Annotated in this window: 18 protein-coding genes and 1 pseudogene; 15 read left to right on the top strand and 4 right to left on the bottom strand. The window is 36.8% G+C overall.

The genetic code is table 11. The annotated features are described in order from the left end of the window. The first annotated feature begins 12 nt into the window (after positions 1–12). The 6 genes from CP357_RS02795 to CP357_RS02770 all read left to right on the top strand — a co-directional run bounded on the left by CP357_RS02795 (position 13) and on the right by CP357_RS02770 (position 4,666). The gene (locus CP357_RS02795; RefSeq protein WP_025005536.1) at positions 13–312 is read left to right on the top strand and encodes a malonate decarboxylase subunit delta; all 300 of its coding nucleotides are present in this window, start codon (positions 13–15) and stop codon (positions 310–312) included. Further along, entirely contained in the window at positions 302–1,969 is a 1,668-nt protein-coding gene (gene mdcD / locus CP357_RS02790; RefSeq protein ID WP_089143105.1) for a biotin-independent malonate decarboxylase subunit beta, read from the top strand. The genes CP357_RS02795 and mdcD overlap by 11 nt, the downstream gene beginning before the upstream one ends. Next, positions 1,957–2,619 (top strand): malonate decarboxylase holo-ACP synthase, encoded by a 663-nt coding sequence (locus tag CP357_RS02785; protein ID WP_098036489.1) that lies wholly within the window; start codon positions 1,957–1,959, stop codon positions 2,617–2,619. The genes mdcD and CP357_RS02785 overlap by 13 nt, the downstream gene beginning before the upstream one ends. Position 2,620: 1 nt before the next feature. After that, entirely contained in the window at positions 2,621–3,418 is a 798-nt protein-coding gene (locus CP357_RS02780) for an alpha/beta fold hydrolase (RefSeq protein ID WP_089143107.1), read from the top strand. Positions 3,419–3,428: 10 nt separating this feature from the next. After that, entirely contained in the window at positions 3,429–4,247 is an 819-nt protein-coding gene (locus CP357_RS02775) for a triphosphoribosyl-dephospho-CoA synthase (RefSeq protein ID WP_098036488.1), read from the top strand. Positions 4,248–4,336: 89 nt separating this feature from the next. Next, positions 4,337–4,666, top strand: a complete 330-nt coding sequence (locus CP357_RS02770) for a hypothetical protein (protein WP_098036487.1) — start codon at positions 4,337–4,339, stop codon at positions 4,664–4,666. Between the two features lie 65 nt (positions 4,667–4,731). On the opposite strand, the gene CP357_RS02765 is transcribed toward CP357_RS02770, so the two are convergent. Then, complete coding sequence (locus CP357_RS02765; RefSeq protein ID WP_098036486.1) at positions 4,732–6,159, bottom strand: 6-phospho-beta-glucosidase; 1,428 nt, start codon at positions 6,157–6,159, stop codon at positions 4,732–4,734. Positions 6,160–6,287: 128 nt separating this feature from the next. Continuing rightward, complete coding sequence (locus CP357_RS02760) at positions 6,288–7,019, bottom strand: MurR/RpiR family transcriptional regulator (RefSeq protein ID WP_098036485.1); 732 nt, start codon at positions 7,017–7,019, stop codon at positions 6,288–6,290. 200 nt (positions 7,020–7,219) lie between these two features. Here CP357_RS02760 and CP357_RS02755 point away from each other — a divergent pair, with 200 nt between their 5' ends. Continuing rightward, entirely contained in the window at positions 7,220–8,557 is a 1,338-nt protein-coding gene (locus tag CP357_RS02755) for a PTS sugar transporter subunit IIC (protein ID WP_098036484.1), read from the top strand. A gap of 72 nt (positions 8,558–8,629) precedes the next feature. Here the strand turns inward: CP357_RS02755 and CP357_RS02750 are convergent, their stop codons facing one another. Then, a complete protein-coding gene (locus CP357_RS02750; protein WP_025005542.1) occupies positions 8,630–9,382 on the bottom strand; it encodes an MIP/aquaporin family protein in 753 nt (250 codons plus the stop codon). Between the two features lie 267 nt (positions 9,383–9,649). Here CP357_RS02750 and CP357_RS10450 point away from each other — a divergent pair, with 267 nt between their 5' ends. From CP357_RS10450 to CP357_RS02735, 3 genes and pseudogenes are all read left to right on the top strand, one after another. Continuing rightward, positions 9,650–10,138 carry an MgtC/SapB family protein gene (locus tag CP357_RS10450; protein WP_233187196.1) on the top strand — a complete coding sequence of 163 codons (489 nt, stop codon included), beginning with the start codon at positions 9,650–9,652 and terminating at the stop codon, positions 10,136–10,138. A gap of 197 nt (positions 10,139–10,335) precedes the next feature. Continuing rightward, a complete protein-coding gene (locus CP357_RS02740; protein ID WP_098036483.1) occupies positions 10,336–11,391 on the top strand; it encodes an alpha-hydroxy-acid oxidizing protein in 1,056 nt (351 codons plus the stop codon). Between the two features lie 278 nt (positions 11,392–11,669). Next, positions 11,670–13,268 (top strand): annotated as a pseudogene (locus CP357_RS02735) (multicopper oxidase family protein). Positions 13,269–13,345: 77 nt separating this feature from the next. Here the strand turns inward: CP357_RS02735 and CP357_RS02730 are convergent. Then, positions 13,346–14,203, bottom strand: coding sequence for an RluA family pseudouridine synthase (locus CP357_RS02730; RefSeq protein WP_098036482.1), 858 nt, complete (start codon positions 14,201–14,203; stop codon positions 13,346–13,348). 88 nt (positions 14,204–14,291) lie between these two features. Between CP357_RS02730 and CP357_RS02725 the strand changes: the two genes are divergently transcribed. The 5 genes from CP357_RS02725 to CP357_RS02705 are packed head-to-tail and all read left to right on the top strand — an operon-like array spanning position 14,292 to position 21,398. After that, positions 14,292–16,349: a PBP1A family penicillin-binding protein gene (locus tag CP357_RS02725; protein ID WP_098036481.1), complete on the top strand. Its 2,058-nt coding sequence runs from the start codon at positions 14,292–14,294 to the stop codon at positions 16,347–16,349. A gap of 17 nt (positions 16,350–16,366) precedes the next feature. Then, positions 16,367–16,717 (top strand): YlbF family regulator, encoded by a 351-nt coding sequence (locus CP357_RS02720; protein ID WP_025005546.1) that lies wholly within the window; start codon positions 16,367–16,369, stop codon positions 16,715–16,717. Positions 16,718–16,725: 8 nt separating this feature from the next. Next, entirely contained in the window at positions 16,726–17,946 is a 1,221-nt protein-coding gene (locus CP357_RS02715) for a DNA repair exonuclease (protein ID WP_087176128.1), read from the top strand. After that, positions 17,927–20,428, top strand: coding sequence for an AAA family ATPase (locus CP357_RS02710; RefSeq protein ID WP_098036480.1), 2,502 nt, complete (start codon positions 17,927–17,929; stop codon positions 20,426–20,428). Before CP357_RS02715 ends, CP357_RS02710 begins: the two co-directional genes overlap by 20 nt. Continuing rightward, positions 20,421–21,398 carry a 3'-5' exoribonuclease YhaM family protein gene (locus tag CP357_RS02705; protein WP_098036479.1) on the top strand — a complete coding sequence of 326 codons (978 nt, stop codon included), beginning with the start codon at positions 20,421–20,423 and terminating at the stop codon, positions 21,396–21,398. The genes CP357_RS02710 and CP357_RS02705 overlap by 8 nt, the downstream gene beginning before the upstream one ends. Positions 21,399–21,425 lie beyond the last annotated feature (27 nt).

Here is a 21,425-nt window from a genome sequence, read left to right as displayed (position 1 = left end):
GAGGAAAGAATAATGGAAAAATTACACTTTGAATATCAAAATTCTACACCCGTAAAGAAATTTGCCCACGTTGGTGTGGTAGCCTCCGGTGACTTAGAAATCTTGGTTTACCCAGCAGATGGGGAAAAGACAACATTAGATATCACTACTGGGAGCGATGGCTTTGAAAAAGTTTGGCAAAATGTGCTCGATCGTTTCTTTGCTCGTTATCCATTAAACGGTAAGTTTATTGTTCACGATTTTGGTGCAACCCCTGGTGTTGTTAACTTGCGTTTGACTCAAGCAATGGAGGCTTTGAAAGATGAAAAATAGTTTTGTTGAATTAAATGGTCGTCAGCGTGCATTTGCATTAGTTGATGAAAACTCTGGTCGCGAATTAGTTGGTCCAGAATATGATATGATTTCGCCTCACCTTGAGCCACAGAAGATTGTGCCCGAAAGTGATGATGGGGTTATCTTAGTTAAAGGTACCTTGAATGGCAAAAATGTTGTCGTGATTTCCATTGAAGGTAAATTCCAAGGTGGTGGTATTGGTGAAGTTTCCGGTGCCAAGATCGTTGCTGCTTTAGAAGAAGCCTTAGATGACAATAAGAATGGTAAGACTATCTATCCAATCATTATTTTGGATACTGGTGGTGTACGTCTTCAAGAAGCAAATTATGGCCTTTTGTCAATTTCTGAAATTCAAAATTCAGTTATCGCGTTGAAGAAATATGTTCCTGTAATTGGTTTGGTGCCGGGTAGAGTTGGTAGTTTTGGTGGTATGTCAATCACTAGTGCTGTTTTGTCATACCTAATTACTACCAAGAAGGCTAGAGTTGCCTTGAACGGACCGGAAGTTATCGAACAAGAAGCAGGCGTACGTGAATTTGACTCTAGCGATAAGGACTTAATTTGGAATACTTTGGGTACTCGTCAAAGAGTTAAGACTGGCATTGCTGATGAATTAGTTGAAGATGATGTTGAAACTATTAAGAATGCGATTTCTGAAGCAATCGATCAAAAGAAGGATGCTCACAGAACTGATAAGGCTGATTTCTATTTAACTTTGCTTGATAAGATCGATTTTTCAAAGCCATTAACTACTGAAGAATATCGCAAGATTTTCAACGAAACAAAAGCTGAAAAGCATGAAATTCCAAGTGCTGTATCTAGCAATACACCAGGTGATAAGAGCCGCGGTCGTTTATGGTTTGAAAAATTAACTGGCATTAAAAATGCTAAGTCAGAATATCCAACAGTTTTAGCAGCTGAAGTTGATGGCAAAGAATATATTGCTATCGTGCCAGACAAGAATAATCGCTTCCCACGCGTACGTAATGGTGAAGTGGGCTTGCAAGAAGGATTTGTCATCTCTAAGATCGTTAATAAGATTGTTGAAGAAGACAAGGATAAAGAGGTTAAGCGTCCAATCATTTTGATTGTAGATGTACCAAGTCAGGCTTATGGTTACAAAGAAGAATTAATTGGAATTCACATTGGATTAGCTTCTAGTGCTGCTGCTTATGCTAAGGCTCGTCAAGCTGGCCACCCAGTAATTGACTTTATTCCTGGGGATGCTGTTTCAGGTGGTTTCTTAGCTCATGGTTTGCAATCTAACCGCATGATCGCCTTAGCTGATAAGTCAATCACTATTCAAGCGATGTCTAAGGCATCTGCTGCTAGAATTACCCAAAGAACTATTGCCGAACTTGAAGAAGCTACTAAACATGTTCCTGCAATGGCTTACGATATCTTCAATTATGAAAAATTGGGTGCTTTATACAAGCTAGTGCATGATGTTTCATCTTGGGATGCCAACGATGATGCAGTTAAGGAAGTTCATGAATTAATCGATGAAGCTATTGCAAGTACAAAGGATCAACCAACTGACTTGCGCTTCCGTTATGAGACTCCAATTGCAATTGAAAGTGGACGCAAAGCTACAATTAAGATGCGCGAAATGGTTGATGATCAATGGGAAAAATAACTAATATTTGGCCGCATGATTTATTAACGTTTACCAATGATGACGACTTAATATTAGAAGAGAATCCTTTACCTGAATGGGCAAAGGATTCTTTGTCTAAGGCTAAAATCGTAGTGGTCAGACGTGGTCAATTCAAAAATGGTTTAATTCCGGTAGGTTTGCGCGGTTACGAGCGTAATCAACGCTTGGCTGGCTATTTAAAAAAGTCTAGTATAGTTAAGCAGTATCATCCAGATTATTTTATTAAGCATGAGTCTTGGTGTGATTTGCCAATTGAAAGGCAAAAATTAATTGCTTTTCAAGCACTGGTTAAGATTGCACCACTTTTAACTGATTATCAGTGGGGAATTAGTGGTTCACTTGCTTATGAAATGGCAACTGGTGTAAAGATGGTCAAAGAAAGTCCAGAGCATACTAGTGATTTAGACTTGATTATGCCCGATTTACCTAAAATGAACGTAGCTGAAGCAAGAAAATTTTTAGCTAGATTAAATCAATTTGGCACGCATGCGGATGTACAAGTAGTTTATGGTGAGAATAGCTTTTCTTTGGAAGAATATGCATTGGGACGTGATCAGCAGATTTTAATTAAAACTGCCACTGGTCCAATTTTAAGTGAAAATCCATGGCAGGCAATTAAAGAGGGATGAAATGGATTTTGTAACTAATGATGGAATTAAAATTAATTACCAGATAAAAGGTAATGGCAAACCAATTATTTTTGTTGCTGGCTTTGGCGGTTATCAAGAAGTATGGACTATGCAGGTTGACTATTTTACTAAAATGGGATATCAGGTGATCACATACGATCATCGCAATTTTGGTCGGAGTCAAAGAACAAAAAATGATCATACTTTACAACGTCTAACTGATGATTTGATTGAATTGGTACAATGTTTAGGCATAAAACAAGCTGTGTTTGTCGGTCATTCAATGGGTGGCAGTTTACTTTTTAATTTGATTAAAACCGAACCAGATTTAGTTAAACTGGCGGTTATCGTAGACCAAACGCCTTTTATGTTGAATACTTCGGATTGGTCATATGGTTTTATGAACTATACGTTAAGTAACTATGTAAGAGAAGCTAAAATGGTTCCTGCTGTGCATGAGACTTTGCACGGTATAGATAATCGAGTAGCGATGAAACTGAATAATGCTAGAATAGATCACCCTTTTAGTAGATCTGATAATTTTGATTTGTTGTGTGAGCATATTGCCCATGATTGGCGTGGGGTGGTCAAAGATAGCCAAGTACCTATCGATGTAATTGCGGCCGTTCAAGGTCCATATTATAATTTTCTTTTTGCAAAATGGATGACTACACAAAATGATCGCGTAAATATGGCTTTGGTTGATAATTGTGGACATGATATCATGGCAGAGGTACCAGATCGTTTTAATCAGATTTTGCGGCACTTTTTGTTAAAAAATCGATACTTGAGTAATTAGAAAGAGACAAATGGCAATAGAAGAGATCGCTCAAAATGCATTAAAAGCATTACTTTATGAAGTAGTTACTAATCCTAAGCCTGGCTTGGTTGATCCAGCTGATGTGGGTTCTCATCCCGATATGAACGTCTATATGTTCATTGATAGTAGCTTAAGTTTGGAAAAATATTTTGTTCAAGCCGCTGAGATTGGTTTTAACTTTACTGGACAAGATTTAAGACAGATGTTTGAACTGCTGCGACAAGCTGGGATTAAGGCAGAGAAGGCAATGCTTGCCGCTACGAATAATGTGAATACGCATAAAGGGGCGGTTTTTTCATTAGGTTTATTCGTCTGTGCATGTGCATATTGTCAAAAACATGGCGGTAATGAGTTTGAAGTAATTCAGATGATGACTAAGGGATTAGTTAAGCATGATTTGGGAGAGAAGAGCGAGACTGCTGGCGAAAGACAATTTTTGCAATATGGCAAAGGCGGCGTTAGAGCAGAAGCAGAGGCAGGCTACCCTTTGGTGAGAAGTGTCGCATTGCCATTTCTAGCACAGACAAGTGGCGACTTGAATACGCGCTTGCTTGATACCTTGATGAAGATTGTTAGTGAGATTGAAGATTCTAATTTGATTAAAAGGGCTGGTAATGTTGAAGTAATTGATTGGTCGCACAAGCAGGCGCAAAAATATTTGGCATTGGGTGGTTATGGCACTCGAGCTGGTAAACAATTCATGCTAGAGCTAAATTGCATTTTTAAAGAGAAAAATTATAGTCTTGGCGGCAGTGCTGATTTACTGATTATTACTATTTTTATGGGACTGCAGCGTGGAATAATTTAAATTAAAGGTCATATTGCTTGGGTATTTTCAAAAAGGATACCATACTAAAAGTGAGAAAAATAATTTTTCACGAAAGGATGGGAAATGCAATGGATGATTATGTAATTGATTTTGATTCGTTAAGTTACTTGAGACCTGAGACTTTGGCTATTATGAAGTTATTGGTAAAGAAATATAATGAAAGCAAGGACGATGACGTTTTGCAGGATGGAGTAGTCGTTAGTTTTGATGAATTAGCAAAAGCAGCCAAAATTCCAGTTGATAAGTTACCCGATGAGGTCTTTAAAGATCTAGATGCCGAAAGAAATCAGTTTGATGAGGAAAAGAGAGGCTATGAACCATTAGTCGCTAGTTGTTTAGCTGATGAAGAAGATCGTGAATTTAGAATTATCATTAACCACCGCTTGTTTGAATTTTAAAATAATATCAAAAAAGATCGATGATCAACGTTTTTTAACGAAGATCATCGATCTTTTATTTGTCATTAATCTAAATCCGCACCATTTGAGGCAATTACTTTTTTATACCAGTAAAAAGAATCCTTAGGGTAGCGCTTGAAGCTGCCTTTACCATAATCATCTTCATCAACGTAGATAAAGCCATAGCGTTTCTTCATTTCACCGGTACTTGCACTAACTAAATCGATGCATCCCCATGGCAAATAGCCGATTAAGTCAACACCATCATCGATTACTGTTTTTTCCATTTGCTTAATGTGGTCACGGAAGTACTGAATGCGATAATCATCGTGAATTTGATGATCAGCAGTCATTTTATCGTAAGCACCAAGTCCGTTTTCTACGATAAATAATGGCTTGTGCCAGCGAGTCGTCATCCAGTTCATTGCATAGCGCAAACCAACAGGGTCGATAGCCCAGCCCCAATCATTAGTCTTGATATATGGGTTGGAAACTAAATCTTGATATTCACGATAATCCATGTGATCAGTGTATTTGGCAGTGAAGGACATGTAGTAGGAGAATGCAATATAATCTACTGTACCATTTTTCAATATCTGCAAATCTTTTTTAGTAATATCTAAGTGATAATTCTTACGATCGAAGTAGGCTTTTAACCAATTTGGATATTCACCGTTAACATGCACATCGCCAAAGTAAAGACGTGAATCCATTGCACGCTGGGAAAAAAGAATATCTTCGGGTTTAGATGAAGCAGGGTAAATAGGGCAAAAGGCCAACATACAGCCAATTTGTAATGATGGATCAATAGCGTGTCCAATTTGAACAGCTTCAGCACTAGCTACTAATTCATAGTGTGCTGCTTGATACATCATTTTTTCTTTATCGTCACCTTTTTTGAAAAGTAGACCAGAATTTTTTAACACATTGCCAATATCTTCATAATTGGCTTGATTGTTAATTTCATTAAAGGTCATCCAATACTTAACTTTGTTGTGATATCTTTCAAAACATACATGAGCAAAGCGAGCAAAGAAATCAATTAATTTGCGGTTGGACCAGCCACCATATTCAGTTACTAAATGATAAGGCATCTCGAAGTGAGAAAGGGTGACAACGGGTTGGATACCATATTTTAACAATTCATCAAATAAATCATCATAGAATTTAAGTCCTGCTTCATTAGGCGCATCTTCATCGCCATTAGGGAAGATGCGTGTCCACGCAATTGAAGTTCTAAATGCTTTGAATCCCATCTCTGCCATCATCTTAATGTCTTCTTTATAATGATGGTAAAAATCGATTCCTACATGGTTAGGATAATATTTATCTTTTTCGATTGTCTTAGTGATTTCACGAGGATGATCACGATCGCCAAGAGTCATAATGTCAGCGATGGAGATTCCTTTTCCGTCTTCTTGATATCCACCTTCAAGTTGATGAGCAGCAACGGCGCCACCCCATAAAAAATTCTTATCTAAAGTTCTAGTCATAAAAAAACTCCTTTGATTCATTACTTACTTGCATTATATGAAATCGCTTGCGATCAAGTAAGAGAATAAAGAAGTTTTGAAATAGAATATAAAATTAGTTTTATGTTTCAAGAATGGCACAGGGTGTACTATTCATTGATCATATTTTCTAATATCCGATCAAGCCCTTCGATGATATACATTACGGGTACCTGAGAAGACATATCATAATAATTACTAAGGCGTCGCGTTTTTTCATAATAGTTAAGAACATAGCGACTCATTTTTGCAATACTGCTATCTTCATTGCTAGTGATGCAGACAATTTTTACATCTTCATCGTTAACAAATTCATTAATCAATTCAATTAGTTCAGTCGTTTCTCCAGAAACAGAAAAACAAAAGATAATATTATTGGTAGTATTTTCTAGCTTGGCATGTAGAGGATAGAAAGGGTCTGTTACAGCAGTTGTATTAAAGCCTAGGGATGCAATTCTTCTAGCTGCATATTCTGCTAGGAATGCAGAGTCGCCCATACCGACAGTGGTAATATTATCGCTTTGAAAAACGGCATTAGCTACTATCATTAAACGAGTTTCAATATCTTTAGGAAAATTATTCTCATTAATATAAGTAAATTTAGTGTTTTTAGGCTTATGTTGTAAGGCATCGTTTTTAAGATAAGCTTTAAATTCCGGGAAACTATTGAAGCCAATTTTATGAATAAAGCGCATGACTGACGAGCTTGAAACATGTGCATTTTGTGCAATATCTCGGACACGCATATAAACGACTTTATCAGAATTTTGGGTAACATAGCGATAAATAGTCATATCAATGTTTGACAATGATGATAAATCTTTAAATCCGAAAAAAGCCATAATACATCTCCCCATAACTAACTATTGATTAAAGGATAACATAGAATTTTCACTTATGAAACGAGACGTTCCATAGATGGAATATAAAACTTAATTAGTTGTTGATGCCTAAGTGCTTAAAATATATTGCTTATATAAAATCGCTTTCATAAAATGTAAGTGTCATGTGAAATATTAAGAGTATTGAGGAGAGTACTTTTATGCAGAACTTTATTAATCAAAAAATTCTACCTCCTATCATGAAATTCGTTAATACTAGAGCGATTAAAGCCCTTAAGGATGGGATGGTCCTTTCCTTACCATTCATCATGGTAGGTTCAGTATTTTTGCTTTTAGCTTCATTTCCAATTCCAGCAGTAGCTAATTGGATGAATCAAATGGGCTTAACTCCATATTGGAATCAAGCATATAACGCTTCATTTGGTATTGTAGCTGTTTTTGCAGTTGTTGGTATCGCTTATACATGGGCTAAAAATGAGCATGTTGAAGGATTACCAGCAGGGATGACCGCTTTTGTCGGATTCTTGATTATTATGAATTCAACTACTCCAGTTAAGGATGGCGCTAAGACGATTATTTCTGCTGCTAAAGCTCCAAACTTATTGATCGGATTCATCGATCGTACTTGGCTTGGCGGTCAAGGAATGATTGCCGCTATCATTGTAGGTTTAATCACTGGTTGGATTTATACTTGGTTTGTTAAAAAGAAGATTACAATTAAATTGCCAGATCAAGTTCCACCAGCAGTTGCTAACTCATTTGTTGCTTTGATTCCATCAGCTGTTTTAACTGTTTGGTGGTTGTTAGTTTACATTTTCTTTGACAAAGTAGCACACACCACTTTAACTCAATGGATTTACACTACTATTCAAACTCCATTGCAAGGTGTAACTGATTCATTTGGTGGCATTTTGCTATTAACATTATTAGTACCATTCTTCTGGTTCTTTGGTGTGCATGGATCTACCTTAGTTGGTGGTATTGCAGGACCAATTTTGAGTGCAAATGCTCTTGAAAATGCTGCAATCTTTAAAAAATTAGGTTATGTTGATGCTGCTCACGGTGGCCATATTGTTATTCAAGGTTTATTTGATCAATTCTCAACTGTTACCGGTGCTGGTATGACTATTGGTTTGGTAGTCTTTATGACCTTTATGGCTAAGTCAACACAATTAAAGAGTATCGGTAAATTAGCATTGGTTCCAGGAATCTTTAATATTAATGAACCAGTTTTGTTTGGTTTGCCAATCGTAATGAACCCAATGTTAGCTATTCCGTTCTTCATCATGCCACCACTTTCAGCAGGTTCAACTTATTTATTAATTAAAACAGGTATCTTGCCTTACTTGAATGGTGTACAAGTACCATGGACTACACCACCAGTAGTTTCTGGATTTTTAATTGGTGGCTGGAAAGTTGCTATTTGGCAGGCTATAATCTTGGTAGTTTCTTTCTTTGTATATCTTCCATTCGTACGTAGTTACGATAAGATGTTGTATGAAAAGGAACAAGCTAAAGTAACTGAAGAAAAAGATTAATTAAAATTTGTAGATAATTAAAAAGATCGATGATCACCGTTTTTTAACGAAGATCATCGATCTTTTGTTTTTCTATAATCCAAATGCAATCTTGTATAACAATGCACCGCAGATACCACCAGCAATTGGAGCAACTACTGGTACCCAACCGTAATCCCAGTGAGCGGAACCCTTATGAGGCAATGGGCAAAGTGCATAAACGATACGTGGACCTAAGTCTCTTGCAGGGTTTAATGCAGGACCTGTAGGACCACCAACAGCCATAACCAATGCGGTGATTAAGAAACCAACACCGATGTTGGCAATATCTTCTGATTGCTTGAAGAACATGCCACGGTATAAACCAACAGCTACGAATAAAAGAATAGCTGTACCAACAAATTCAGTGATAAAACCGTTCAGCTTACTGTTGGCAGAGTCACCAGTCGCAAAGCTGGCAAAAACAGCGTCATCGCTGGCAGTTCTCTTAATGTATGGCCAGTAGACAGCGACTAACAAAAGCTGACCTACGATTGCACCAAGCATTTGCACCAAGATATATGGCAGAACTTGATCCCAAGGAAATGCACCTGCACATGCTTGTGCAAGAGTTACGGCCGGATTCAAGTGGTTACCTGAAATTGAACCGAACAACATTGCAGGAAGCATGACACCAAAACCGAAGCCAAATGCGATAAGCAGCCACCCACCATTGGCTTGTCCATCGCGACTGTTACCTCCAGTGTCACGCAATACTGAATTGGCAACTGAACCGTTGCCTAAAACTACCAAAATAATCGTACCGAAAAATTCAGCGAAATATTTCATTAACCAAGTATGTTCCATAGTAGATACTTTTTACTCCTCCAGTAGAAAAAATATGTGAAAAATAGTACAACCAAAGATTATACTCTTAACTGAGAAAATAGGTATAGTTATTTTGAAAAAATGCAAGAATTTTGCTCGAAAATAGCTTTCGTTGACTATTCTTAATTATTTTTTTGAATAAAGGTGTAAGAAAGAATAATTTTTGCCCATTGGGTATGGAACCAAGTTCCCCAGATTATGATGAGTTTCAAACTTAATTTTTTAGAAATAATTTTACGTTTATCAATGGCTACAATTTTTGCGGCAATTGTTGGCTTGGATAGAGAAGAGCATAATCATCCAGCTGGCCTTAGAACGCATATCTTGGTTTGTCTAGGAGCGTGTATCTTAGCATTGATACAAGAAGCAATTTGTAATCAGGTTCTGTATTACGCTAAAAATTACCACGATTTGTCAACCGTTCTCGGAGTCGATCCAGCTCGTCTAATCGCTCAAGTGATTGGCGGCATTGGCTTTATCGGCGCAGGCACCATCGTTATTACTCACCATTTTGTAATGGGACTTACTACAGCGGCATCTTTGTGGGCTACTGCAAGTATCGGTTTAGCAATTGGCATGGGATATTACTGCATTGCAATTGTCGGTGGAGCGTTTGTTTTGCTGGTGGTAGTCATTTTACGTAAAATTGTTAAAGTAAATACATATAAGCAGGTTGAATTAAAATATACTGATCGTCATACACTTGATCAAGTTTTACAGCCGTACTTTAAGTAGAATAAAATACAGGTAAAACATTTTAATTTTAAAGTTGATGCTAATAAGCAAACTGATGCGCAAAATGTGTATATCTGCGTTTGCAACCTTAAGTTTCCTAAAAATATGACTTATTTTAAGATGGCGCAGGATCTGGCGATGAATAATAATATTTTTGAAATCAGTCTTGTTACGTTGTGATTTGAAAGGGGATTTTTATGAATAAAGACAATCAAAATGATGTAGTGACGGGCGCATCCCAAACTATTGATGTTAATTCTGGTTCATCTTTGATGGAGCCTGATAAAAATAAGAGTGAAGAGACAGTGCAAGTCAAAAGTGAATGGCCTGGTCCTAAAGGAATGATTCCAGTAACTAGTGGCAAGGCTGATGACGCTAATGTTCATAATCGTGTCTTCTTAGATAACATTTTAGTGGAGATGCGCGTGATCGATGCGGTAGAACCAGATTTAACTACTACAATCTTAGGTAGAAAATATTCATCCCCATTAATGCCAGCCGCTGTATCTCACTTGAACAAAGTATTAAGTGATAAAACTAGAAAACCAATGCAGGAAAAGGCAATAGCTGCACGCAACATGGATTTACTGAATTGGATCGGTATGGAAACAAATGAAGAATATGGTGAGATTGTTGCTCAAGGCGGCGATACTATTCGAATCATTAAGCCATTTGCGGATCACAATAAGATCTTAGATGAAATTAAATTCGCCGAAGAAAAAGGTGCCGTTGCTGTTGGGATCGACATAGACCATATTGCAGGTAAGAATGGTAAATATGATGTAGTTGATGGTATTCCATTAGGTCCAATTACGATGGAAGATTTAAAGCATTATGCTGAAAGTACCAATTTACCATTTATTGCTAAAGGAGTGCTGTCAGTTTCGGATGCACTTAAGGCGCGTCAAGCTGGCTGCAAGGCGATTGTAGTATCTCATCACCATGGACGCGTACCATTTGGTATTCCGCCTTTATCAATCTTGCCCGAAATTAAGAAAGCGTTAGCTGGTAGCGGTATGGAGATTTATGCTGATGGGTCTTTAATGAGTGGATATGATGCATATAAGGCTTTAGCTTTGGGTGCAGATGCAGTTTTGATTGGTCGCGGAATTTTATCAGAATTATTGAAGAGTGGTACTAGGGCGACAGAAGATAATCTGAAAAAGATGAATGAAGAATTGGCTGAAATGATGATGTATACAGGAGTGAAGGATACAAATTCATTTGATGCTAGTGTGTTGCATTATGAATAATAGTAGGTAGATGAAAAGATTGATTATTATAAATCACATTATGTGATGCGAATAATCAATCTTTTTATTTTTCATAAATTAATAAAGCTGTTTTAACGATTAAATAACTATTTTAAGAATTATTAAGTATTTGTAATAAATTTAAGTGATAAAAATTAATATAGCTAAGAAGTAGTCGAATTAAAAAATAACAGAATTCAAATGCTTTGCTTGCTTAGAAAGAGGGTGCTAAGACAAAAGTGAGTAAAAACATAAAGAGTATCGAAAGAGTGAAAGAAATGTCTGAAAAAATTTATAGAGATTATTTTGAAGATAAGGAAGACTTTGACAAAAATCACTTTGACTATAAGAATTTGAAAATTCCTGAAGGAGTAGAAGCTCAGCCGTTAACTGTTCCACCAGTATTAAAGCCTGATAAGGAAACTGCTACTGATGTTTGGTTCACACTAGAATCAATTGTAGGTGAAAGTCAAATTTTACCTGGTGAGAAGACTAAGACTTGGGGCTATAATGCACCTTTATTAGGAAAGACGATGGTAGTTGAGAAAGGCAAACGTGTTCATGTAACTTTAAAAAATAGTTTGCCAGAATTAACTACTTATCATTGGCATGGTATAGAAGTTCCAGGGCCTATTACGGATGGTGGTTGTCATGCCCCAGTTTATCCCGGTGAAGAAAAGCAGATCGAATTTACAGTTAATCAACCAGCTGCTTTAACTTGGCTGCATGCTCATCCATGTCCATCAACGGCTGCCCAAGTTTAGATGGGTCTTGCGATGGGTGTAGTAGTAACTGATGAAAACGAAGCTAAGCTGCCAATTCCAAAAAAGTATGGTATTGATGAATTTCCGGTTATTTTACAAGATCGTACTTTCCATGAACATAACCAATTGGATTATCGGGCTGAGTACAATCAAATGGGGATTTTTGGCGATACTCCGATAATTAATGGAGTCGTTCGTCCTTACGTTGATGTTACTACGCAAAAGGTCAGATTGCTTTTCTTAGGTGGCTCTAACCGACGTGAATGGCGTTTGCACTTTGATGACGATTTAGTTATGACTCAAATTGCAGGAGATGATTCTTTCTTACCACATCCAATCAAGATGACGAAGTTGTTAGTAACACCAGGTGAGAGATTACAAGTTATAGTCGATTTTGGTCAATACCATGAGGGCGACGTAGTAAGTCTTTACACTGATGACTTCAAATTGATCGAATTCCGGATTCATAAATTTGAGGATGATAATTCAGAAATTCCTGCCACTTTGTTTACACCAGAAATTCCAGAAGTTGACCCAAGTTTGCCCGTTCGTAAGGTCACCATGGATGGCTGTGATAAGATGAATGGTAAACGTTTTGCTATGCAAAGAATCGATATGAAACAAAAAGTCGGTCAAGCTGAATATTGGGACGTTACTAATACTAATTCAAAAAAAGAAGGTATGATTCATCCATTCCATATTCACGGCACGCACTTTTTAGTAGTATCTAGTAATGGAAAAAAGCCATATCCAAATGAAGTTGGTGTTTACAAAGATACAGTTCCTGTTGCACCAGGAGAAACTGTGCGCTTATTGGTTAAATTCCCACTTGAGGGAGTCTTTATGTATCACTGCCATATCATTGAACATGAAGATGCCGGTATGATGGCACAAATCGAAATCTTTGATCCAGATCATCCTAAGAATTATAAGTTAATGGATATGAAGACTTTGACTAAGGCCTTTGCCGAAGAAAGAGGAGTGAAGCCAGAAGATGTTTGGATGCCAGGCATGGATACCGAAGGATGCGATATGAAGAAGGCTGATTTTGTTAGCGGTGCTAGTGAAGAAGCAGATCATGCAGATGCATCTACTGGTGCAAGTGAGCATTAAAAATAATGTTGTTATGAGTGAAGAATAAATAGTTTATAACTAAAAAACGTAGTCTTTGATAAGGCTACGGTTTTTGTTTACAATTTGATTTTTTCTTTTGGTAATTTAATTGTTAATTTCTCAAAAGAAAAAGGTTTAATCAACGAAATTTCATAAGCGTCAAGCGCTAAATCTTCTCCAGCAAAGCTGGGGTTATATAGCGGGTCGCCAACGATTGGTGTACCAAGGGATGCTAAATGCACACGGATTTGATGAGTACGACCAGTTTCCAAAGTTAGTTTGACTACCGCTGTATTATCATCATTTCTTTTTAACACTTGATAATGTGTTACGGCATGAAGTCCAGCAGGTGAGATCATTCTTTTTCGCTGATCATCAGGATCATGATCAATTGGCTGATTAATTGTACCTTGATCGTTTAATTTCTCTGCATGATCAACTTTAGCTAAATAATCACGATGAAAAGTTTTGGTGGTTAATTCACGATTTAAAATCGGCACTACTGCAGGATTTTTTGCAACAAGCAGTAAGCCGCCTGTAAGCATATCTAATCGATGAACAATGTAGGGATTTTGTCCTAAATAAGTGGCGCAATCATTTAAAGCTGTGTCAGTTTCATTTAAGTTGGGGTGAGTTTTTTGCCCCTTCTTTTTATTAATAATCAATAAATTATCGTCTTCGTAAATGATATCGGGTAACTTTCCACTAGTTGGATATTTTTGCTGGGTAGATTCAACTTGATCTAATGTGATGTCAATTTTATCGCCTGGCGAAATTTCCTGATTAAAATAGCGGTATTTGCCGTTAATTGTAATGTTTTGTTCAATGCGCAAGTAGTGACGCCATTTTCTCGGAATAAGCAATTTACGCAATACGTCATTGACGGGTAAGGGTTCGAGATTTTTAGGATAAAAAAGTGTAAAATGATAAACCATAAATATTTCCTAAGACTGTTGCCAGTCTAAACAAGTGTACTAGCAATGTGATACAATTTTCTTGTTTCTAAAAAGGAGCATTGTATTAATGAATAACGACCAACCAAAAAGAAGCGGTTTTAAAGATGTTTGGCATCGAATTGATCGCCGCTTCTTTATCGGACGCTGGATTATTTTAATCCTGCTCACTCTTATATTGATAACTTGTACATATTATACAATTAAAGTTAAGACTTCGAATATCTCAAATTTGAAGGCTTCACTTTCAACAACGACAACTATTTATGATTATAAAGGCAAAAAAGCTGGTTCTTTATATTCACAAAAAGGTACATTCGTTGAATATGATAAAATTTCTCCCAATATTCAAAATGCAGTAATTTCGACAGAAGATCGTACTTTCTGGAAAAATCCTGGTTTTAGTATTAAGGGAATGGCGCGTGCAGCAGTAAGTTTGGTTATTCACCACGGACAAGTAACTGGTGGTGGTTCGACTCTAACCCAGCAACTGGCTAAAAACTCGCTTTTGACCCAGCAGCAGACTTTTTCACGAAAATTAGAAGAATTATTCTTTGCGATTGAAATTAACCATGTTTATTCCAAAAAAGATATTCTAACGATGTATTTGAATAATGCATATTTTGGCAATGGTGTCTGGGGCGTGCAGGATGCCAGTCGCAGGTATTTTGGTAAAAATGCCAGTGATGTGACAGTAGGAGAAGCTGCTACATTAGCAGGAATTTTACGTAATCCAAGTTTTTATAATCCTGTTGATCATATGGCCAATGCTTTGGCGCGGCGTAATTTGATTTTAGGATTAATGGCTGATAATGGTAAGTTAACTGCTGCTCAAGCTAAAGCTTACTCTAAGCAAGGGTTAACTTTGCGGAATACCTTTAGAAATAAAGATGGCTATCGTTATCCATATTTCTTTGATGCTGTAGTAGATGAAGCTATTAGCAAATACGGCTTGACTGAAGAGCAAGTAATGAATAAGGGACTTAAGATTTACACTACTCTTAATCAAAATTATCAGGGAAGATTGCAAGATACCTTTAATGAAAGCTGGCTTTTCCCACAAAATGGTACTGATGGCACAGAATGTCAGGGTGCAAGTGTGGCAATGGATCCAGAAACAGGTGCTGTACGAGCTGTAATCGGTGGTCGCGGTAAACACGTTTTCCGTGGTTATAACCGTGCAATTCAAATGAAGCGTCAGCCTGGTTCATCAATTAAACCAATCGCTGTTTATGTACCGGCTCTTCAAGATGGTTATCATTATGATTCTGAGCTTTCTAACAAGTTGCAAAAGTTTGGTAAAAATGGTTATGAGCCGCATAATGTTGATAATGGCTATTCTGATAAGATTCCGATGTACCAAGCTTTAGCGGAAAGTAAAAACGTTCCTGCAGTATGGCTGCTTGATAAAATTGGTGTAAATAAGGGTGTACAATCTGTTCAGAATTTTGGTATAAAGGTACCTAAGTCAGATCGCAACCTAGCTTTGGCATTAGGTGGACTTTCTACAGGGGTTTCGCCTTTACAGATGGCTCGTGCATATTCTGCTTTTGCTAATAAAGGTAATTTACCTAATAATTCTTACTTTATTACTAAAATTACTGATGCAAGTGGCAATGTGTTAGTCGAAAATAATAATCCAGGTAATCATAGAATTATTTCTGAGAATACTGCTAAAGAAATGACGACGATGATGCTTGGCGTTTTCACTAATGGTACTGCTCAGACTGCTCAACCTAATGGATTCCGTGTTGCTGGTAAGACTGGTTCAACTGAAGTTCCTAACTCATATGGTTTTGGAACAAAGGATCAATGGATCGTCGGTTATACTCCTGATATCGTGTTAGCTACTTGGGTTGGTTTTGATCAAACAAGTAAGCAGCGTTATATGCAAGGAGTATCTGAAACAGGAATTACACGATTGTACAAAGCAGAAATGGAAGGGATCCTACCATATACTGCTCAAACGCAATTTACCGAAAAATCACCAGGTCAGCTTGTCAAAAACAATGGATCCAATTTTGATTGGACCAACGGTTTGGGACAAAAAATTCAAGATGGTATCGGATCTGCAGGACAGAAAATTAATGAATGGTATAATGATGTCAAAGGTTTATTTGGCCGATAAAATTTAGGAGGACCCATATGATTAATATTTATGATTCAGCTAATCAATTAGCACAAGATTTAACTAAGACTGACCAATACAAGGCTGTAGGTGACGCTGTTAAGGCTGTTCAAGCAGACAGTGAAAGTGCAGCAATGTTTAAGAAGATGGATGAACTTCAAGCTAAGATCATGCAAGCTCAACAAAGTGGTCAACCTTTATCTGATGAAGATCAAAAGGCTTACCAAGAATTGAATGCTCAAGTTCAAAAGAACGATAAGATCGTTGCTCTTCTTAAGAGTGAACAAGGTTTGTATGATTTGTTAGGTGAAATCCAAAAGGCTTACACTAAGCCAATTAATGATCTTTATGAAGGTCTTAGAAACTAGAATTTGCGATGAAATTTATTCATTTTGCAGATGCGCATTTAGATAGTCCATTTCGCGGGCTATCTTTTTTGCCATCTAAGGAATTTAATCAGATATATCAAGCAGCAGACCAATCATTAACACGGATTGTAGATTTGGCGTTGGCTGAAAAGGTCGACCTGGTTTTAATTGCAGGTGATACCTTTGATAGTGCTAAGCCATCTCCACGTTCGCAGTTGTTTTTTGCACAGCAGATTAAACGTTTAACAGATGCGCAGATCCAAGTAGTAATGATTTTTGGTAATCATGATCATATGCGACGTGAAGATTTATTGGTTAATCAGAGCCCATATTTTAAATTGCTTGGTGCAAATGAAGCAGTAGAAAAAGCAACATTTAAGACTAAAGATAATTTTAACTACGATGTTGTGGGCTTTTCATATTTAAATAATCATATTACAGAAGATAAAATTCCAGATTTTCCTGGAAAGGAACATAATTATACTTTTGGTTTAATGCACGCCCAAGAAAAAGAAGCTGATAGCCGTAAAAATGTTTATGCACCTTTTACGGTATCTGAGGTTCAAGCATTGAATTATGATTATTTTGCTTTAGGACATATTCATGCTCGGCGTAATTTGAGTGAAAAGCCATGGATTGTTTATTCAGGCAATATTCAAGGACGTCACATCAATGAAATGGGTGCTAAGGGATGCTACCTTGGCGTGATTGATGAGAATACTAAAAAAACAAGTATTGAATTTAAGACGACAGGCCCAATTTTATGGCAAGGAGTACAAGTTGAATTAGATACTCAAATTAGTAAAGCTGATTTACAAAATGAAATTATTGCAAGTCTAAATAATGCAAAACAAAAAACTTATTTCAGTTTAACTACTGCTGGCGCCCAATTTATGACTGATGAAGAACAAGAGTTAGTGCAAGACACGGATTTTTGGCAAAACATTTCACAGAATTTGCCGTTTGATTCGCAATTAGTAGATGTACGGTTGAAAATAAGTTCTAATTTGGAACTTAATGAAAATGATCAGCAAGCCTTTGAGCAAGCTAAGGCAGAAATATTTGAAAATGATGAGTTTGATAAGATTGTTAGCGATTGGAAGAAAAAGGATCCTATAGCAGCTCAATTAACGGAAGATCCCGCTTTTATTAAGGCTGTGAAGCAACTAACTGAGGTTAAGTTAATGGGTAAATTGAAAGGAATTACTGATGAGACTGAAACAAATTAAGATAGTCAACTTTGGCCAATTCTCTAATAAAAAATTTGATTTACCTGGTGACCAAATTAATATCTTTTTTGGTGCTAACGAAGCCGGCAAGAGTACAACTGTAGCTTTTATTAAGCAAATAATGTTTGGTTTTCATTTGCGTAGCAATGCTTCGCCATTTTTTGAAGACTATACGCCGCTAGCACATGTTAGTCCAATGGGCGGTAGCTTGATTTTTGAAAACGGTGATTCAGAATATGAGCTGGAACGTCTTTATGCCAAGGGTGATAAAACTAAAAAAGGAATTTTAACCGTTAAAAAAGACGGTCAAGTTGTCCCTGAAAGCTTGTTTTTTGACCAGATTCAAAATATTGATGGCTCTTTTTATGCTGATAGCTTTATTTTTAATCAGGAAATGTTGGGCCAAGTTACTAGTCTGAGTCAGGAAGATTTGCTGGAGCGTATTTATTATTTAGGTGCGGCTAATAGTGGTCAATTACTGAAATTACGTGATGATTTTGCCAAGGAAGCTGGCAAACTTTTTAAAAAGACTGGGAAAAAGCCAGAAGTTAACCGCCTATTAAAGCAAATAGAAACGGATCGTGACAAGTTAGTTCAAACTAAAGCGGAATTTAGTGATTATGAAGAGCTTGCTCAGGATCTGAAAGATCATCAAGATCGGTTGAAAAAGGCACAGCAGGCTTTAGCAAATATTCAAACTAAACAGGCAAGTTTGCATGATTTACAGAAAGAATTAAGCAACTATACAACTTTATTAGATTTACAAAAGCAGATAAAAGATATCAAATTTGATAGTGAAAACTACCAAAAAGCTCAAGATTTAATGGCTCAAGGGCGAAATTTACAAAAGATGATGCAATCTTTACAAGAGCGATTATCTGAGTTAACAGAAGAAGACTTAATTGATCTAAACGAATCTAAGAAAGTTGTTCAACAAAAGCCGCAGTTATTGCAATGGCAGGTTGAATATCGTAATTGTTTACAAAAAGCTGATCAGTTGAAGCAAGAAGAGCAGCAACTACTTGCTTTATCACCTGAAATTAATGAGCTGCGCGATTTAAATACAGAAGATATTAAGCAGCTAAAAGAAGATTTCTTAGCGTTGCCAGCAAAACAAAATGAAGAAGTTAATGAAATTAGCCCTAGTGATAAACTTTGGTATATTGTTGGTGCTGTACTAGTAGTTCTAGGTTTAATTTTATTAGGAACTGCTGGAGTGTTAGGGATTATTGCGTTAATAGCTGGTATTGGACTTGCAGGCTTTGGCTATGTCAAAAATACACAGGCAAGTAAACAAGCAGCGGATATTTTAGCAAAACAAAAGGCAGTTAAAAATCAAAGGCAAGCTTTTTATTCAAAATATAATTTGGATCCTGATATGTTGGATCTGAATAGTGTGTTGACTAATTTAAATCAATACAAGCTTAAAGAGAGTGCCGAAAAGACTAATGCGGAAGAATTAAATAAAATTAATCAGCAAGTTGCTCAATTAGCTGCCAATGTCCAGAATGTCTTAAGAGAGCCGATCGACGATGATTTTGATCAGGTTTTGAATGGATTAGATGAGATCGAAGAACAAATTAATAAACAACAAGAATTAACGCAGAAGAAGTCTAATTTAACTAGTTCACTGAATCAGGATAAGCAAGAGTTAAAAGAGCTTGGTTTAAAATTAAAGGCTGTGTTTGCGCAAGCTAATGTAGAAAATATGGCGGATTATGATGCAGCTTATCAAGAGTCTTTAGATCAAGCTAAAATTAAAGCTCAATATGATGCTCTTGAAAAAAGTTTGCATGATGATTTAGATGAATTAAAACAAGAAGCCAAAGAACCAGGCAAGGTTTTAGCACAACTTCAAAGTCTGGCTGCCCAATCTTCTGATGTAACTGAAGAAATTGATGAATTACAGCAGCAGGTGGCTAAATTGCAGGTTCAATTGGACAATTTGGCTGATTCTACTGCAGTTTTTGAGGCAAAGCAGGAGCTAGCCAATACCGAAACTAATTTCGTTAACAGCAGTCAAGAGTATCTGGCTAATTTGCTAGCTTCTAAGTGGATTAGCCGTTCACTCGATTTAGCTTCCAATGAGCGTTTCCCTAAGATGCTGAATGCCGCTAAGGAATATTTTGCTTTGCTTACTGGTGGTCGCTACGTAAATATCGTTTTAGATAAAAAGCTAACGGTTATGCGTAAAGATGGTAAGAAGCGTGAAGTGAAATACTTGTCTCGTGGGACAGCCGAACAGCTTTACTTTGCATTGAAATTAGCATTTATTGAACAAATCAAAGATAAGATTAATTTACCAATTTTAATTGATGATTCATTTGTTAATTTTGATGATCGTCGAATCAGCTATATTAAGAAATTACTTGAAAAGATTAGTGAAAATAATCAAGTATTGATTTTTACTGCTCAAGAAAAATTGGTTGATCAATTAGAAATTACGCCTTTAACTTTTACGAAAGGAACTCAAGATGCTTAAACGATTGTTAGATTATAACGATGGCGAAGAAATGGATATTGTGGTCTTAATTAAGAATTCACAATTGCGTAATAATAAGAAAAATAATCTTTATTTAGCTATGCAATTTGGCGATGGCTCAGGTGAAATCCGTGGCAATTATTGGGATGCTAATAATCAGGATGCAGCGACCTTTAGTACTGGTACGATCGTTGAGTTAAATGGTAAAAGAGAAGAGTACCAAGGGCGACCACAGATTCGAATTTATAGTTTGCGTGTTGTAGGTCCACAAGAAGGATATGAGCTTGATCAGTTTATTAAATCTGCTCCTGAACCAATTAATGAAATGGAGCAGGAGATTAACAATTTTGTGGCTCAGATTCAAAATAAGACTTGGAAGACAATCGTAGAATATTTGCTTAAAAAATGGGGTAAAAGATTCTATGATTATCCAGCGGGCAAAAGTAATCACCATGCGGTTCGAGGCGGATTAGCATTTCACACATTATCGATGTTAAAGGATGCTAAAGGTTTGGCTGATAATTATGAGCAAGTTAATCGGTCTTTGCTTTACGCAGGATGTATTTTACATGATATGGGCAAAGTTTTAGAGCTTACAGGACCTGCTGCAACACAGTACACGGCTGAAGGAAATCTAGTTGGTCATTTAGTATTAATAGATGAACAAATTATGCTTGCAGCTAATGAATTAAACTTTGATCTTGAATCAGAAGATTTGCTTTTGCTTAGACATATGGTCTTATCGCATCATGGTAAATTTGAATATGGGTCACCTAAGTTGCCAGCCTTGCTTGAAGCTGAATTGCTTCACCGCATTGATGATTTAGATGCGACTGTGTATGCTGTAACGAATGCTTTGCAGCATACGCCTAAGGGGCAGTTTACAGAACCATTGCTTAGCCAAGATGGTAAGAGGTATTATCACCCTAAGCATGATCCAGCACTGGAAAAGGCACGACATTTAGAATAGAGAAAAGCAGTACAAATTATCGTTTGT

This window comes from Lactobacillus sp. UMNPBX6, from assembly GCF_002553975.1.
GTDB lineage: Bacteria > Bacillota > Bacilli > Lactobacillales > Lactobacillaceae > Lactobacillus > Lactobacillus gallinarum.
Note: the sequence above shows the minus strand (reverse complement) of the source record. Positions and strands in the feature narration are given on the sequence as shown.